Here is a 16,155-nt window from a genome sequence, read left to right as displayed (position 1 = left end):
ACTAGCGGCACTCCGTATTTAACTCGATGTATTCTCTCTCGTAACATACGATACAATTCCAGACAAGATAACAAATATTAAAACAGCTAGCAAGGCATTACGTATTCCAAATGCTTCTCCAAGTATCCCTAAAAATGGTGGTCCAACTAAAAACGCTGTAAAACCGATTATAGAAACTGTAGCAACATTTGAAGTCGCATTTTCACTGTCATCTCCAGCAGTAGAAAGCCCAATCGGGAAACCTAGTGCGGCACCAATCCCCCACAGTACGACACCAACTGAAAGAACATATAAGTTACTCCCAAATATTACGATTGAAATCCCTATAATCGCCATAATAATAGTAACACGTACGACAGCGACGCGACCGAATCGATCAAGGAAATAACTACTGCACATTCGAGCTAATGTCATTGCCAATACAAAAATTGTGTACATAATAGAACCAGTCACTACATTTTGTTCATGCCCGTCTACCATTATAATAGATAACCAATCATTCGCACTCCCTTCTGCAAATGCCATTCCAAGCACAAAAAGACCAATTAAAAGCACCTTTTTTTCCATACGTAAGGACGTACGCTTCGCTCGCTTTTTGTTCCGCGATTTCTCCTTCTTTCCTGTTCCATGCGGAAGAAAACGATACAACATACATACAAGTAATACAAACACGACCGAAATCGCAAGAAACTGATACAGAATCGGGATGTGAAGCGAAATGGCGGCAGAACCACTGAGCGCGCCTATTAAAGTTCCTATACTAAAAAAACCATGGAATTTCGGAAGAAGAGTTGTTCCTAATTTCTGCTCAATAGAAGAACCTTCTACATTCAATGCGACTTCTGCTAATCCATATCCCACTCCAAATACTAGTAAGCTACTAAAAGCCCCCATACTAGAAACAAAATAAATAGTAATACCTAAACTAAGTAATCCAACAATCATAAAAAGCATACTGCCTATAATAACGTCTCTAGCTCCCTTACAGTCAATAAAGCGACTTGCACTCAGTAGACCGATTATTGAACCGACAGATAGTCCGAACAAAATCCAGCCCATTTCTGCATTTGACACTGCTAAAATATCTCGAGTAGCTGCTGTTCTTGAAATCCATGTAGCAAATGCGACACCCGGCAAAGCGAATAAGAGAAAAAGAGCGTTTCGAGAGGCACGTAATGTCTTTGTATGATTGTCTGCACTATATTTCTCCATATGAAACACCTTTCACATTGTTTATACGATAATTTACGAACTGGTGAAAACGCCTTTTATTCGTCTATCGCTTTAATAACTTTAGCTGGATTACCACCAACTACTACATTATGAGGTACATCTTTTGTTACAACTGCCCCTGAGGCAATTACAACATTATCACCAATTGAAATACCAGGGTTAATAATAGCTCCACCGCCAACCCAAACATTGTTACCTATTTTTACAGGCTTGCCATATTCTTTGCCAGAGTTCCGTTCAACTGGATGCAACGGATGCGTAGCAGTATAAATGTGGACACCAGGTGCAAACATACAATTATCACCGATTCGCACTTCACAAACGTCCAAAATCACACAATTGAAATTTGCGAAAAAGCTCTTTCCAACATGAATGTTGTAGCCGTAATCACAACGAAAATCAGGATTAACGTGGGGTTTTCCGTCAGCTGAAGAACCTAAAAGCTGATTTAATAACGTAAAATGTTGTTCATCTCCTGTCTCTATCGCCTCGTTATAAAGGCGTGTTAAACGTTTTGCTTCAGTCCTATCAGCTACTAGCTCTTCATCATCTGGCATATACATTTCTCCTGCCACCATCTTTTCTTTCTCCGTTTTCATACAATCCTCTCCTTTTTTATTGAATGAGCTCCACTTATTAAACTTCTTTAATAAGTGGATTTAATTTCACTTATTAAACACGTTTAATAAGTAACCCTATATTAGCATACTTTTTCATATATGCAACTAATAAATTCAGTAAGAAAATGTGAATCCCTCATTTTACATGCAGATACAGCGAATAAACAATTAAGATTCACATAGAAAAAACAAGGGAACGCTCAGCGTCCCCTCTCAAATCCAATCCGTTTTTTTATTTCCGCTAAATTCACCTTCGCAATAGCCCGTGCCCTCTCAGCACCTTTTTCTAACGCTTCATATAATAAATTCGGCTCATTTATATACATTGCGTATTTCTCCCGTGGTCCAGCTAATTCGCGGTCTACAACGCGAAACAACTCTTTTTTCACGTCACCCCATCCAATGCCAGTTTCATACTTTTCACGCATCGACTGTATTTCAGCTTCCGTCGCAAATTCTTTATATATCATAAATAATGTTTCTAGTTCTTTCGGTTCATTTGGAAGTGAAGAATCGGTTTTGATTTTAAATATTAACTTTCGTAGTTTTTCTTGTTCTGCAAATAATGGGATCACATTTCCATAACTTTTACTCATCTTTCTTCCATCAAGACCAGGTAAAATGGCACCCTCTTCTTGCACTACATACTCTGGAAGCGTAAATGTCGCGCCGAACGTATGGTTAAAATACGTCGCAATATCACGCGCGATTTCAATATGCTGAATTTGATCTTTTCCAACTGGCACATGCGTAGCTTGAAATAGTAATATGTCAGCTGCCATTAAAATCGGATACGTATATAATCCCATATTCACTCCAGCATCGACCTCTAAACCCGCTTCTTTATTTTGCTCCACCTTCGCTTTATACGCATGGGCACGGTTCATAAGACCTTTCGGAGTTAGGCAAGCTAATATCCAAGCTAATTCTAGAATCTCCGGCGCTTCTGTTTGCCGATAAAAAATAACATCTTCTCCAAGTCCAAGTGATAACCAAGTAGCTGCTACCTCTTTCGTATAACTACTAAACTGAATCGGATCATGCACAGCATTTAACGCATGATAATCCGCTATAAAATACAATGCTTTTCCTTCATTCTTCTTTGACATTTGCAATGCCGGTTTAATCGCACCAATATAATTTCCTAAATGCGGATAACCCGTCGGCTTAATTCCTGTTAACATTATTTTTTCACTCATCCTAACTCCTCCTTTCTCAAAATAAAAAGAGCCCCTCATCCTTAAAAAGGACGAGAGACTCCCGCGGTACCACCTTAATTAGCTATTGTTAGCTCACTTCAACTTCTTAACGTGAAGCAACCGTCTTTACCTACTCATTTCAGTTAGAAGCTCCAGAGCCCATTCCACATTCATCCCTTACTGATTTCCACCACACATCAGCTCTCTGAAAAGTTTCGAATATGTACTCTTCTCTTTCATTGCTTTTTGTTATTTTTTACAGTTTATCACAATTTCTCTTCGAACAAAACTAAACATTCTAACTTTTAACATTTTAACAATAATCATTACCAATTTATTCCGTATAATATATAATCAATATATACAGAAGCGATTTGCAATACAAAAAAGAGGTGATGTAATGGGTTGGTTTACTAAAGAGAATGTTGAAAAGATTGATGAGTTTAAAAACGATGATACAACGCAAGATGATACTTTAGGGGTAATTATACATTTCACACCTATCGCTATATATTTATACACTTGTGATGAGTATATAGAATCGTTTGAAGGTGCGCTCACTTTTGAAAACGAGAACGGAAATCAAGTAGAAATCGGAGGTACTTTTATTTCTCTTGAAGTGGATGCGAATTTTCGCATGGACGATTTAATATTTAATTACAAACTGAAGGAAAGCAATCTACCTATTGTTGAATTAAAAGCCTACGCATGAGGTCAATTTGTCTACTATAGAAAGAGCAAAAAAGCTAGAACAGTAATATCTGTTCTAGCTTTTTTCACGTATTCAACTTAACAAATCTATAACCATGCGTAACTAACACTTTTAATATCGCATATCCTGGGATCGCTAAAATAATGCCCATAATCCCGAATAAGTTTCCAGCAGTTAAAATAATAAATATGATTGTAATCGGGTGAATATCTAATTTTTTCCCCATGACTTGCGGGGAAATAAATTTACCTTCCGCTAATTGTACGATCATCATTACGATAATTACCTTTAAAACCATTCCTGGCGAGTCAATAAATGCGATGATTAACGCTGGTGTAATTGCAATAATTGGTCCTACGTACGGAACGATATTGACAATCATCGCTAAAATAGCAAGCAGTACTGCATATTTAATACCAATAATAAGGTAACCGATTAATAGCATAATACCGATAAACAAACTAACGATAATTTGTCCTCTAATATACGAACTAATCGCATAATGCATATCGTCTAGTATACTCTTAGCTGCTGGGTGTCTTTGTTCTGAAATAAACTTTAAAAAGTGCTTCGGCAATTGCTCACCATCTTTTAAAAGATAGAACAATATAAATGGAACCATTACAAACGTTAAAACGACCTCTGTAACAGTACTTAAAAATCCAGTTACATTTCCTGTCACTGATGATAACGACTTCGTAAAATCAACTGTGTAGTCTTTTACCATACTCGCTACATCAATATTTAAATTCTCCTGAATTTTTCCTAGTAAATTACTTTCTCCAAATCTACGTGCTGCTCGTTCAATTTCATGACCGAAATACGGTAAGTTATCTATTAATGCATCAATTTGATCTTTAATAATCGGGATTACTGTTACAACTAAAAACACAAATAATCCTAGTACTATTATATATATAGAAGCGATTGATACGATTCTTGAAACACCTTTCTTTTCTAAAAGCGAAACGAATGGGTGCAAAATATAAAATAGCACACCCGCTAATAATACCGGGAAGAAAATTGTTTTTAAAAAGACGATAAACGGAGTAAACACAAAAGAAATTTTCGTTAGCAATAAAATATTAATGAACAATAATGCAAATCCAAGTAGCACTGCTAAATAATTGTGTTCTCTAAAAAACTGTTTCAGCTTATCTCTTTTTCTTATATTTACTTTCTCCAACTAAACCACCTCTTCGAATGATGAAAAGCCCTTATTCAGGGCTTTTCGTCATAATCTATATTTATTTCCTTGCAGCTTTCACTACAAATGATACAATAAAAATTAACACGATTGCCCCTAATAATGCTGGCACGACATGAATCCCACCAAATGATGGCCCAAAAGATCCAAATAATCTACTGCCTAACGAAGCACCTAATAAACCGGCGATAATATTTCCAAACATACCACCCGGAAAATTTTTACCCGTTATAGAACTTGCAATTGCACCTATAATAGCACCAACTATTAATGTGATAATCCATCCCATTTTTAGTCCTCCATTTCTATTATAGTGTATTTCTTTTTGATACTAAATTATTATGTAACTATTATAATTATTATATCCAATAAAGAAAAATCTTGTCAAATCTATGAAAATAAAGCCTACAAGGAGGTTTTACCCTATGATTCAAAAATTAATAACAACTTCTCACAACACCGCTGCTTCTATTTTAAACATTCAAATACCCGCTTATGAAATCGAGGCGAAATATATAAATAGTACCGCTATCCCTCGTCTTTATGATACTGTAGCCGATATTCAATCATGTGATGAAATTTTTTACGGCTATTTTTATGAAGATACACTTGCCGGGTTTATTTCATTTAAAATGGATGAAGAGGAAGTTGATATTCATCGTTTAGTAGTATCCCCTGATCATTTTCATAAAGGAATTGCAACAAAACTACTACTATATGTATTTGACATGTTCTCCCCTTCCAAAACATATATTGTACAAACAGGGAAAGCAAATACCCCTGCTATTGCATTATATAAAAAACACGGATTTATTGAAGTAAAGGATATCATATTACCCGATGGTGTGGTTTTAACCTCCCTTAAGAAATCAGAAAACAATAAATAGTTTGACTCATTAATTTATTTATGTTATCTTTTACTTTATAAAACCTTTTGCTGAGTCCAAATTTTGGAGCGGGGGAACCATTTTTGTAGCCATGCTACTTGGGGCGAATCTTATTTAAGTAGGGAAACTCTCACTTCCCGAGTCCGACAGCTAACCTCGTAAGCGTAATGGGAGAGGAAGGTGCTTTTTGCCTATGTTACACAGTGTACCTCCTTAATTATAAATATGGAATCGATACCATTAGACACCTATATTTATAGAAAAGGAGACATGTATAATGTTACGTTTATCTGATCACGCAATAAAAATGATGGAGCAAAGACTTCGACTCGAACAACATCGCACATATCAAGCAAATAAAGTTGTAGATAATTTACATCACAAATACTTCTTTCAACATATTTTCCAACCGAAAAGATAAAGAAATTGTTCATTTAACATCAAAAACACAAGGTGTGTCTAAAAAGACATTCCTTGTGTTTTTTATATTTCTTATAATATTCTCACTACATTTAAACTTGCCGTAATCGCGCCTGCTATAGTAGTCACATGCCCTACACCTAACGGGCCATTTTGTAGTACTAATGTTGAATTAGCACTCGTTACATTCACAAGAAGTGTATTTGAAATGGCTGGCTCGATTACTACAGTTGATGTCGTTACGTTTTGTATAAAACTCCCTGTTAGTTGAGCTCCATTTAATAGTAATCTGACAGATACTGTCTCATTCCCAGCATTTGCATCCCCTTGGAAATAGTAGCTTACTAAATATATTCCTGGCGTGGATACTGTAACAGTTGTAGCACTAGTTAAAGATACACCAGTTCCATATACAGTGGATCCCGAATTAATTGGAATGTTGGCATTTGCTGCAATTGTACTTGTTGAGGTAGAGAAGAAATAGCCGCCACCTGTTGATATTGCAGATGATCCAGTTGCACCTGTTAAGCCGGTTGGACCCGTGGCACCGGTTGGGCCTGTTACTCCCGTTCCCCCTGTTGCTCCAGTTATTCCTTGGATTCCTTGTATTCCTGTCGGTCCTGTTGCACCAGTCGCTCCAGTCGCTCCGGTTGCTCCAGTTGCTCCAGTTGCTCCAGTCACACCTTGTGAACCTTGAATTCCTTGTGGGCCTGTTATTCCAGTAACTCCAGTTGCTCCCGTCGGACCCGTTATCCCCTGTGGACCTTGGATTCCTTGGATTCCTTGTGGACCTGTTACTCCCGTAGGGCCGGTCGCTCCCGCCTGCCCCGTTACCCCTTGCGGACCCTGAATTCCTTGGATTCCTTGTGGACCTGTTACTCCCGTCAAACCTGTTGCTCCTGTTGCTCCTGTTGGACCCGTCGAGCCGGTTATCCCTTGTATACCTTGAGGTCCAGTTGGGCCGGTTGGGCCTATTACACCTTGAATTCCTTGTATACCTTGTATGCCTTGTGGACCCGTTACTCCTTGTGGTCCTTGAATTCCCTGTATACCTTGAGGACCTGTTGCTCCAGTCGGACCGGTCGGGCCTTGTGGTCCTTGCACACCTTGGATTCCTTGTGGGCCGGTTGGACCGATATTTCCTTGAGGGCCCTGTATTCCTTGAATTCCTTGTGGACCGGTTGGGCCTGTTATGCCGCTCGGTCCTTGTACTCCTTGAATTCCTTGGGGCCCAGTTGGTCCCTGTATTCCTTGTATCCCTTGTAGCCCCTGTAAACCTGTTGGACCCGTTGCTCCTCTTACACCTTGCTCACCTTGCATGCCTTGAATTCCTTGTGGACCGGTTGGACCGATTGGACCCTGCGCCCCTTGCACGCCTTGCGGGCCAGTTGGACCCGTTGCTCCTACCGGTCCCTGTATCCCTTGTAAACCTTGTAGACCGGTTGGGCCTGTTACTCCCATTACACCTTGGGGTCCTTGAATACCTTGATCACCCGTCGGACCTGTTGCCCCCATTGGTCCCTGCACTCCTTGCAAACCTGTTAAACCGGTCGCACCTGTTGGTCCCTGTATTCCTTGCACTCCTTGGATTCCAGTCGCTCCTGTTGCTCCCGTCACCCCTGTTGCCCCAGTTGCTCCCGTCGGACCTGTTGGACCTCCCGGTGATCCTGCTGGACCAGTTGGACCGGTCGGGCCTCCTGGCGGACCGGTTGGGCCGGTTGCTCCTGTTGGACCTGTTGCAGATCCAGTTGGACCTGTTACTCCAGCCTGACCCGTCGAACCGGTTGGACCTGGATCCCCTTGCAAGCCAGTTGCCCCGGTTGGGCCTATTACACCTTGCACTCCTTGTATTCCTTGAGAGCCTGTTGGACCCGTCTGCCCCATCTCACCTTGTGGACCTTGTAAGCCTTGAACACCAGTTGCTCCGGTTGGGCCCATTGGCCCTTGTTCCCCTTGTATCCCTTGAGAACCGGTTGGACCGGTTGGACCAATCGGCCCCTCAATGCCTTGTATTCCTGTTACACCTTGTAAACCACTACTCCCTAAATTCCCTTGAACACCTTGTATACCCGTATTTCCTGTCGGGCCGGTCGGACCGTTTTCACCTTGCACTCCTTGTATTCCTTGTATTCCTGTTGGACCGGCTGGACCGTTTTCACCTTGCATACCTTGTATTCCTTGTATTCCTGTTGGACCGGTTTCTCCCATTGGACCAGGTATCCCTTGTATACCTTGATTTCCCTGTGGACCAGTTGGACCTCTTTCGCCTTGTATTCCTTGAACACCTTGTATTCCCTGTGGACCTTGTTCCCCCATAGGTCCTTGACTCCCTTGAGAACCTTGTGGACCAGTTAAACCAGTTGGGCCAGTTGGGCCATTTTCTCCCTGCACCCCTTGCATTCCTTGAATTCCTGTCGGACCCGTTGGACCAATTGGTCCTTGTACGCCTTGTATTCCTTGCGGGCCAGTCGGTCCACCTAAAGAACCTGTCGGACCTGTTGGACCCGTTGGTCCCGTAATACCTGACGCCGGAAAAGGAATAGGTGCTTGAAACTTACTACACTTATCTTGATCCCTCACAAGCATCTCCCCCCGTTATAACTAACGTATCAAACTATTTTTAATACATTTAAACTAGCTGTTATCACACCAGATAATGTCGTTACATGCCCAATAGCTAATGGGCCATTTTGTAAAGATAAAGTAGCATTTGAAGAAACAACATTAATGACCATCGTATTAGAAATTGCTGGTTCTAATATAAAAGTACCTCCTGTAACATAAAAAATAAAACTCCCTGTGACTTGTGTTCCGTTTAACGTCAGCCTCACTGAAATCGTTTCATTCCCCCCATTCGGATCACCTTGAAAATAATAGCTGACTAAATATATTCCCGGCGTACTTAACGTTACAGTTGTTGCATTTGTTAAACTGACATCAGAACCAAAAACTGTAGACCCGGAATTAATTGGTATTAATGCATTCGCTGCAATTGTACTCGTTGAAGTAGAAAAGAAATAACCGCCACCGCTAGGTAAGCCAGTTGCCCCTGTTGCACCTACTATCCCTAAGGAACCTATAGCCCCTATACTACCAGTTGCGCCTGTAGGTCCAACCGCTCCATTTTGTCCCTGACTACCTTGCGCTCCAACTGGTCCTATACTACCACTAACACCTGTCACTCCACTTGCTCCAGTTGGGCCTTGCAAACCTTGAACTCCTTGTATGCCTTGTATTCCTTGTGGACCCGTTGCACCTGTATTGCCTGTCGTTCCCGTTATTCCCTGTATTCCAGTAATCCCTTGAACACCTTGCAAACCTTGTGGTCCAGTTCCCCCGGTTGCTCCAGTAGTTCCAGTTTCACCCGTTGCACCAGTAATTCCAACATTTCCTTGTGGGCCTTGGGGTCCTTGACTACCTTGCGCACCTTGCACTCCTTGTGGTCCTGTTATCCCGTTTTCTCCTATATTCCCTTGGGGACCTCTAATTCCTTGCGCACCTTGCGGGCCTGTTATTCCTTGTATTCCTTGCATACCTTGAGAGCCTTGCGCTCCTGTTGGACCTACTATACCTTGTATTCCTTGAGTTCCTTGCAAACCAATAGCTCCAGTCGGTCCTAGTATTCCTTGCACACCTTGAGGACCTTGTGCACCTTGCGGACCTGTCAATCCCGTTGTCCCTTGTATCCCTTGAACTCCTTGTATTCCTTGTACTCCAGCTGCCCCTGTTTCTCCTCGGATTCCTTGCGCACCTTGTATGCCTTGTGCTCCTGCTGGACCGGTTGCTCCTTGGATTCCTTGTGCACCTTGAACTCCTGCCGCTCCTGTTGTGCCTGTGGGACCGATTATTCCTTGTAACCCTTGTATGCCTTGTGCTCCTGCCTGACCTGTTATCCCTTGTATTCCTTGCACACCTTTAGAACCTTCTGCACCTGTTGGACCAATTTCCCCCTGTGGACCTTGTATGCCTATTGGACCTTCTGCACCCGTTGCTCCTGTTATTCCTTGGTTACCTTGAGAACCTTGTGCACCTTGTACGCCAGCTACACCAACTACACCTTGAGCTCCTTGTGCTCCCCTTACACCTTGAGCGCCAGTGGGACCAGTTATACCTTGTACCCCTTGCGTTCCGATTGTACCAGTTCCCCCGGTTACCCCCTGTGCACCAGTTTCACCCGTTGGACCTGTTGGTCCCCCAGGTGGGCCGGGTGGGCCAGATGGACCAGTCACTCCACTAGATGGACCAATTGGACCGGTTGTTCCCGTCGGAGCACCCGGAGGTCCTTCTGGTCCTTGCATACCAATACTTCCAGTTGCTCCTGTTATCCCTCGTACTCCTTTTGCTCCTTGAAAACCTGTAGATCCGTTTATTCCTTGTATTCCTTGAACACCTTGGGGACCTTGGGGGCCTATTATACCTGTTATTCCCTTTACGCCACTTATACCTTGAGGACCTTGCGGGCCAGTAGAACCAATTGGTCCTACTACACCTTGTATCCCTTGATCACCTTGGTGTCCTTGCTCTCCAGTGATTCCTTGTATGCCTTGTGGACCCTCTTCTCCCTGTATACCTGTCGTTCCGTCCTCTCCTTGGATTCCTTGTGCTCCTTGGGGACCTTGGGGGCCCGTTACACCTGATATTCCGTTTACACCTATTTCTCCTTGCATTCCTTGTGCGCCCGTTTGTCCTTGTTCTCCAATTTCACCTTGTATCCCCGGAGGACCTTGGAGACCTTGACTACCAGCAGGTCCTGTAATTCCTTGTATACCTTCTACTCCTTGTAATCCAATATCACCAACTGGACCTTGCTCTCCAATTAATCCTTGAGGACCTTGTAAGCCAACCGACCCAGTAATTCCTTGTTCTCCAGTATCACCAACGACACCTTGTATTCCTTGAGCTCCCATTGTCCCTCGTGGCCCTTGTATCCCCCCAATACCTTGAGGGCCTTGTGGACCTGTTGCTCCTGTAGGCCCAGTAATTCCAGGAGGCCCAACCGGACCTTCATGCCCTCCAGTTGGGCCATTTGGGCCACTATCACCAGTCGGTCCAGTTGCTCCTATAAGCGGAAGAGGCAGTGCCACTCCAAATTTTTTGCACTTTCTATGATGACGCACAACAATCCCCCTCCCAAAAATAATTACACCTTTTATATGAAATGCATTTTTATAAAAAAAGTACACCTCTGACCTCATTTTTTAAAAAATAAAGAAGCCTATCATTTCATTTATTTGAAATGATAGGCTTCTTTTTATAAAAACACTTTACTTTCTCGCCTTAATAATAAAAGTAGTTGGTACCATTCTAGCTTTATGTCAACTACCCCCACTGAGATAAAGCGTTTCAGTGGGGGCTTGAGTTAGAACACTAGGTCTTTTCGTCTATCGCTAGACAGTTTGACGCTCTAGCATTCATGCCACCCTATGGTAACACCCCAAGTATGTTTTTGGTTGGTACTGACAACAAACGATTGTTTTCCCACTTGCACCACCCTTTCGAAAAAGAGCAGTTCTTCCTTATGGAAGAAGCCACCACTCAGATGAATCCGGCGTGTGCTACAAGCCCCGACGAGTCGAGTACACATAGATGGTTGACGCACCCACTAAGCTATGCGCGAGGCAACAGCCTTACGTTTTTGCACTTCTAATAGAATCGGCGTTTTCACTTTCAGATTGTCATCCAATTCTACAACTTTTGATTTTTTCAATGTATTCAGGGCACCATTAATATCAGCATGGATACATATTCCTGCTTTACTTTTGTACAGACCACGCGTGATCCGTTTGCCACTAAAGTGATACTGCATCTTATCATCCTTAGCCCAAACTGGAACCGGATCTTTATCAAGAAAACTAGCTTTTGAAGTATAGCTTTCTTCTTGTTTTAAAAAGCGGATGCCTTCTTTTACACATTTATTCTCAATTGCTGCCATCAGTTTATGGAACGGGATTTGCACAAATGTTTGATTATTCTTTTTCCCCATATGAGATTTTTGTTTCCAACCAGCGTTATACCCTACAACAATCGTATCTATATCGAATTCTTTCACTTTTTTAAACAACATGCCTACCGTTTGTGCAATGTAACCATGTATTTGTCGTTCGCGTTTATGCCAAAGTGCAGCGATTTTGTTCGTTACAATTCGTTTTGAAAGTCCATTTTCCACATTTTTCTGCTGGAGGTTACATATCATTTTGTTGAAGTATTGATTTATGGATTTCAATTTTTTCCCATCAATTAAGAAGGCATCACCTGTATTGGTCATGCAACTTACTAATCTGTCTACACCTAAATCGCAACCTAAAGCATTACTCGTAGTCATGGGTTGTTTCTTCATTTGAGAAACGTGCATTTCATATGTGTAATGCACCTCAAAGAACCGACCTTTTTGCTTCGGTACAATCTCAATGTAGGAGATTTTTTTATTTCTTAAGTTTTTAGGCATACGTATTCGAATGGAACCGATTTTTTTTCTAAATGCAACATTCATCGGAATAATCCAATACCCGTTCTCATCCACTTTTGGCACTTGATAGATTTCAATGATTCGTTTTTCAGTGGAACGAGAATAATTTGGAAACTTCGGACGACCTGTGAACTTCTCAGGATGTTTCTTCCACTGTTCCAACGCTTTAAAAAAGCTCGTCACTTCTGTAAATAAGGCTCTACGAATTGCTTGAACAGAATTTGATTGAACGCCCGAGTAGTTCATATCAGCCTGCATGGCATTGTCCACTTCTTTTACAGTAGCCACCCTGTTATCGTTCAAATAACTTTGTTTTATCGTGTACAACCCAACATTTCGCAGTGCTTTTGAACTATGCGACATGCGCTGAAGTAAACGAAATTCTTTTGCAGTAAGGCAAGCTCGTCCGATATTCTGTTTCTGTGTGAACCGTTGCATAGTTTCTCTTTTCTTTTGTTTACGTAATACTTTCACTGCTTTCTTTCTAGCCATTGTTTTCACCACCTTTCTTAGAGAGTTCATTAAGCGTATTCATTACTTTTGGCTTAAGTAGCTGAATGATAATCATTATCTAATTTCGTTGCCTTACAATCTATTCCCTCCTTAACTACATAATATCGTAAGACAAAAAGAAACAAACATTCGCCCTCAAAAATTATTAGGAGCGAAACAAAAGCGTTCAGCCTACCTGCTGACGGCAATTCATCTCCACCTGAATTGTTGGGTTTCACCCGTAACACAAATCAGATGGAGTCTTCTTGCCGGAAAGGATAAAAAAATTCGACCATCATATTTGATAGTCGAATCTTTTCACTCTCCATATTCAAGATGATTATGCCTTTTACAACCAAATAAATAGCAACCCCCTAAATGATAAGTTTCAAATTCTAACCCTGGAACATATCCAGATTTGATACGTGCTATCATTGTTTTATAACAATTATTCTCTTCTGTATATTCCTCAATTAGCTCATTCTTATCTTTTTCTGTCCAGTTTTCTTCTACTTCTTCATTTTGAACATCTTCTATTTCTGCTGTTTTCGCTTCGATAGATTCCCGTATCACTTCATTTATACGCGTGAAATTATTAGCTTTATATAGAGCATACACAAATCTCCCAATCCAATTGGGACTTTTCCAAACTTCTTTGTATCCCTTTTCGAACCATTCAATTGCTTCGTTATAGCAATTCAACTCAACATATAAATCTGCTACACTAATTTCTCCTAAAAAATCATCAGCTTTCCTGTTAAAAGCATCTAACTTCTCTTTCGCTTCTGTCGTTCTCCCTAAATCAATTAAACATTTTACATAGCTATACATTATATAGTCCGAATCCCCTGCAACTCGCAAGAAAAATTCCGAAGCTTTTGCAAACTCTCCAAGGTTATAATGTGCTACAGCTACATTTTGAAATGCTTCATCCGATGGTTGAATCGAAATAGACTTTTGTAATACTTCTTTCGCTTCTTCCCACTTTTTTTGTTTTATGTAAACGTCCCCTAAGATGTTATAAGGAAAGTATGAGGAAGGATTCAACTTAACAACTTCTCTTATTAATTCAAGAGCTTTATCATCATCCTCTTCCTCATAAAAGTACATCCAAGCAAGATTATTGAGAGATTGTACACCTCTAGATTTATGTACTGCTCGTTGAAACAGTTCCATTGCTTCCTCGTATTTATTTTGTTCAAACATTTCAATTGCCTTCTCGTTAATGTTCAAGTAACTACCTCCGAAGTGAATAAATTCATCTATCCTATATCTTTATTTTAATATGAAAAAATTGTAATTCCCATAAAAATAAGTTCTTTCGCCTGTCTACATTTCGATTGAAATAGAAGTTAAAACACACGAATTTACAACAATAAGTAAACTTTTCAGTTTCCCTAAAACTGGATATACAGCCTGTTTCATTTTACATATTATGGTACAATTAAAAAGAGTGCTAGCTAAACATTTACGTTCCACACTAGCAGTCTAGCAATGCTAAAATCAAAAATCACTTGAAATTGGGGGATGTTATGAAACAGAAATTAGCTGCTCTTCTATTCATTGGAATCATATTATCCGGATGTTCAACTATAGCAGAAAATTCTTTAGAAACTGGAAAAGGCAGTATGGAATTATTAACACCAACGATTACAACAACAGATAACGAATTAGAAATTAAGACTGAAGGTATTGATGAAAATAAAGTGACGTTTATTTATGTTGCCAATAAAAAAGTATTGGAACAAAAAATAAAAAATGGTGAACCTTACAAACTTAACATTAAAGATATTGAACACGCTCATAGGACAGATTACAAACCAAGAGTTCAACTTTTGCAAACGAAAGATGATGATAAGGATGGAGAAATGGTAACGTTTAAACAAGTTAGATATACAGTTAAAAACTAATTTTAAAGTTGCTTCATTATAAATATAACGAACGAAAATATACTGTTAACAAAGGGTAAATGTAAGGGATACTAATATGAAAAAACGATGGATTTCTTGGTGGATGGGTAACATATTTTGGATTATAGCTTTCGGGATATTGCCAGCTATCATTTGGCTAAGAGAGGTTGAAGGTGCCGGTGTTACTCAAACACCCGAAATTAAATCCATATCACTTATCGTTTTATTAATCGCATTTATCATACCGATATTTATTCAAGTCGTATGGCTAATCATTAATTTGAGGATGAGTAAAAAAAATAAGTATACGATTTAGTTTTTTTATTAGCAGATAAATATTTTTCATAAAAAAGAGAGGAATCTACATCAAAATAGATTCCTCTCTTTTACATTTATATATGAGCTTATACTGCGTTTTTAAAGCCGTACGATTCCCCTTTTTTACGATGCATGATGATCTTTCTTCTTCATTAACGCTCTCTTCTTCATCGCCTTCGTTAAATATCCGCCTTTAAATGAACGGATTTCATAAGAAGACATAAACGCTTTTGGTGCAATTTCATTAATAATTTCTAACAGTTCTTTTTCTCTAGAACGCTTTGCAACGATATCTAAGCGATAACGTATTGAATTAATTCCTTCGCCTTCAAATACTGTAACACCAAATCCAGAGTGACGTAATTCATCTACTAATTCGTTACAACGGTCTAGTAAACTAACTTGATACGTAATATAACCAATTGCTAATTTATTCTCTATATAACCGCCTAATAATAGTCCTGTACTAAAGCCAATGACATAGGCAATGATGTTCATCCAATTTGATAAATCTTGAAACACAATACCTAAACTGACAATGTAAATAGCTCCTTCTAACAATCCAACACCAGCAGCGGATCTTGTTTGATTCTTTACAAGCAAAATCGTACGGATTGTCAAAATGGGAACGTAAATAATTTGAAGCACAAAAATAAGTAACGCTTGTAACATTGGTATCCACCTCTTTCAA

15 protein-coding genes, 1 riboswitch and 1 other annotated feature are annotated in these 16,155 nt (G+C 40.2%); of the genes, 5 read left to right on the top strand and 10 right to left on the bottom strand.

Annotated elements, in window-relative coordinates; translation table 11 throughout:
* Nucleotides 1-18: 18 nt before the first annotated feature.
* The 3 genes from KVT31_RS16805 to KVT31_RS16795 form a co-directional block, all read right to left on the bottom strand.
* Nucleotides 19-1,212, bottom strand: a complete 1,194-nt coding sequence (locus tag KVT31_RS16805) for an MFS transporter (RefSeq protein WP_088097078.1) — start codon at nt 1,210-1,212, stop codon at nt 19-21.
* 56 nt (nt 1,213-1,268) lie between these two features.
* A complete protein-coding gene (locus KVT31_RS16800) occupies nt 1,269-1,832 on the bottom strand; it encodes a maltose acetyltransferase domain-containing protein (RefSeq protein WP_088097079.1) in 564 nt (187 codons plus the stop codon).
* A gap of 221 nt (nt 1,833-2,053) precedes the next feature.
* Nucleotides 2,054-3,091: a tryptophan--tRNA ligase gene (locus tag KVT31_RS16795; protein WP_098343962.1), complete on the bottom strand. Its 1,038-nt coding sequence runs from the start codon at nt 3,089-3,091 to the stop codon at nt 2,054-2,056.
* A gap of 4 nt (nt 3,092-3,095) precedes the next feature.
* Nucleotides 3,096-3,301 (bottom strand) — a binding site (T-box leader).
* A 151-nt stretch (nt 3,302-3,452) separates the two neighbouring features.
* Here KVT31_RS16795 and KVT31_RS16790 point away from each other — a divergent pair.
* Nucleotides 3,453-3,764, top strand: a complete 312-nt coding sequence (locus KVT31_RS16790; protein WP_088097081.1) for a hypothetical protein — start codon at nt 3,453-3,455, stop codon at nt 3,762-3,764.
* A gap of 64 nt (nt 3,765-3,828) precedes the next feature.
* On the opposite strand, the gene KVT31_RS16785 is transcribed toward KVT31_RS16790, so the two are convergent.
* Together KVT31_RS16785 and KVT31_RS16780 are read right to left on the bottom strand one after the other, a co-directional pair.
* Nucleotides 3,829-4,950, bottom strand: a complete 1,122-nt coding sequence (locus KVT31_RS16785) for an AI-2E family transporter (protein ID WP_088097082.1) — start codon at nt 4,948-4,950, stop codon at nt 3,829-3,831.
* A 61-nt stretch (nt 4,951-5,011) separates the two neighbouring features.
* A complete protein-coding gene (locus tag KVT31_RS16780) occupies nt 5,012-5,260 on the bottom strand; it encodes a GlsB/YeaQ/YmgE family stress response membrane protein (protein ID WP_088097083.1) in 249 nt (82 codons plus the stop codon).
* Nucleotides 5,261-5,396: 136 nt separating this feature from the next.
* On the opposite strand from KVT31_RS16780, the gene KVT31_RS16775 reads away from it, so the two are divergent.
* On the top strand, nt 5,397-5,858 hold the full coding sequence (locus KVT31_RS16775) for a GNAT family N-acetyltransferase (protein WP_088097084.1): 462 nt from the start codon (nt 5,397-5,399) through the stop codon (nt 5,856-5,858).
* A gap of 38 nt (nt 5,859-5,896) precedes the next feature.
* A riboswitch (cyclic di-AMP (ydaO/yuaA leader) is annotated at nt 5,897-6,039 on the top strand.
* A 96-nt stretch (nt 6,040-6,135) separates the two neighbouring features.
* Entirely contained in the window at nt 6,136-6,279 is a 144-nt protein-coding gene (locus KVT31_RS16770) for a hypothetical protein (RefSeq protein WP_000945246.1), read from the top strand.
* A 71-nt stretch (nt 6,280-6,350) separates the two neighbouring features.
* Here KVT31_RS16770 and KVT31_RS16765 read toward each other — a convergent pair whose 3' ends face one another.
* The 4 genes from KVT31_RS16765 to KVT31_RS16750 form a co-directional block, all read right to left on the bottom strand.
* Nucleotides 6,351-8,864, bottom strand: a complete 2,514-nt coding sequence (locus KVT31_RS16765) for a BC_3345 family exosporium-associated protein (RefSeq protein WP_088097085.1) — start codon at nt 8,862-8,864, stop codon at nt 6,351-6,353.
* A gap of 23 nt (nt 8,865-8,887) precedes the next feature.
* Nucleotides 8,888-11,395 (bottom strand): collagen-like protein, encoded by a 2,508-nt coding sequence (locus KVT31_RS16760; RefSeq protein ID WP_140392505.1) that lies wholly within the window; start codon nt 11,393-11,395, stop codon nt 8,888-8,890.
* Between the two features lie 485 nt (nt 11,396-11,880).
* Entirely contained in the window at nt 11,881-13,236 is a 1,356-nt protein-coding gene (locus KVT31_RS16755) for an RNA-guided endonuclease TnpB family protein (RefSeq protein WP_217613535.1), read from the bottom strand.
* Between the two features lie 318 nt (nt 13,237-13,554).
* Nucleotides 13,555-14,469 (bottom strand): tetratricopeptide repeat protein, encoded by a 915-nt coding sequence (locus KVT31_RS16750; RefSeq protein ID WP_088097088.1) that lies wholly within the window; start codon nt 14,467-14,469, stop codon nt 13,555-13,557.
* A gap of 299 nt (nt 14,470-14,768) precedes the next feature.
* Between KVT31_RS16750 and KVT31_RS16745 the strand changes: the two genes are divergently transcribed.
* Both KVT31_RS16745 and KVT31_RS16740 read left to right on the top strand, forming a co-directional pair.
* Complete coding sequence (locus tag KVT31_RS16745) at nt 14,769-15,146, top strand: hypothetical protein (RefSeq protein ID WP_140392506.1); 378 nt, start codon at nt 14,769-14,771, stop codon at nt 15,144-15,146.
* A gap of 76 nt (nt 15,147-15,222) precedes the next feature.
* Entirely contained in the window at nt 15,223-15,462 is a 240-nt protein-coding gene (locus KVT31_RS16740; RefSeq protein WP_088097090.1) for a DUF3923 family protein, read from the top strand.
* Nucleotides 15,463-15,587: 125 nt separating this feature from the next.
* On the opposite strand, the gene KVT31_RS16735 is transcribed toward KVT31_RS16740, so the two are convergent.
* The gene (locus KVT31_RS16735) at nt 15,588-16,136 is read right to left on the bottom strand and encodes a DUF2179 domain-containing protein (protein WP_061678949.1); all 549 of its coding nucleotides are present in this window, start codon (nt 16,134-16,136) and stop codon (nt 15,588-15,590) included.
* Nucleotides 16,137-16,155: the final 19 nt, after the last annotated feature.

Origin of the sequence: Bacillus sp. GbtcB14 (genome assembly GCF_019091205.1) — a bacterium.
In the GTDB taxonomy this organism is placed as follows: domain Bacteria; phylum Bacillota; class Bacilli; order Bacillales; family Bacillaceae_G; genus Bacillus_A; species Bacillus_A cereus_AG.
Note: the sequence above shows the minus strand (reverse complement) of the source record. Positions and strands in the feature narration are given on the sequence as shown.

Excerpts from the sequence above, each read along its gene's own strand:
- KVT31_RS16805 (WP_088097078.1), bottom strand. The coding sequence starts at position 1,212 with ATGGAGAAATATAGTGCAGACAATCATACAAAGACATTACGTGCCTCT.
- KVT31_RS16800 (WP_088097079.1), bottom strand. The coding sequence starts at position 1,832 with ATGAAAACGGAGAAAGAAAAGATGGTGGCAGGAGAAATGTATATGCCA.
- KVT31_RS16795 (WP_098343962.1), bottom strand. The coding sequence starts at position 3,091 with ATGAGGGGCTCTTTTTATTTTGAGAAAGGAGGAGTTAGGATGAGTGAA.
- KVT31_RS16790 (WP_088097081.1), top strand. The coding sequence starts at position 3,453 with ATGGGTTGGTTTACTAAAGAGAATGTTGAAAAGATTGATGAGTTTAAA.
- KVT31_RS16780 (WP_088097083.1), bottom strand. The coding sequence starts at position 5,260 with ATGGGATGGATTATCACATTAATAGTTGGTGCTATTATAGGTGCAATT.
- KVT31_RS16775 (WP_088097084.1), top strand. The coding sequence starts at position 5,397 with ATGATTCAAAAATTAATAACAACTTCTCACAACACCGCTGCTTCTATT.
- KVT31_RS16770 (WP_000945246.1), top strand. The coding sequence starts at position 6,136 with ATGTTACGTTTATCTGATCACGCAATAAAAATGATGGAGCAAAGACTT.
- KVT31_RS16765 (WP_088097085.1), bottom strand. The coding sequence starts at position 8,864 with ATGCTTGTGAGGGATCAAGATAAGTGTAGTAAGTTTCAAGCACCTATT.
- KVT31_RS16755 (WP_217613535.1), bottom strand. The coding sequence starts at position 13,236 with ATGGCTAGAAAGAAAGCAGTGAAAGTATTACGTAAACAAAAGAAAAGA.
- KVT31_RS16745 (WP_140392506.1), top strand. The coding sequence starts at position 14,769 with ATGAAACAGAAATTAGCTGCTCTTCTATTCATTGGAATCATATTATCC.
- KVT31_RS16740 (WP_088097090.1), top strand. The coding sequence starts at position 15,223 with ATGAAAAAACGATGGATTTCTTGGTGGATGGGTAACATATTTTGGATT.
- KVT31_RS16735 (WP_061678949.1), bottom strand. The coding sequence starts at position 16,136 with ATGTTACAAGCGTTACTTATTTTTGTGCTTCAAATTATTTACGTTCCC.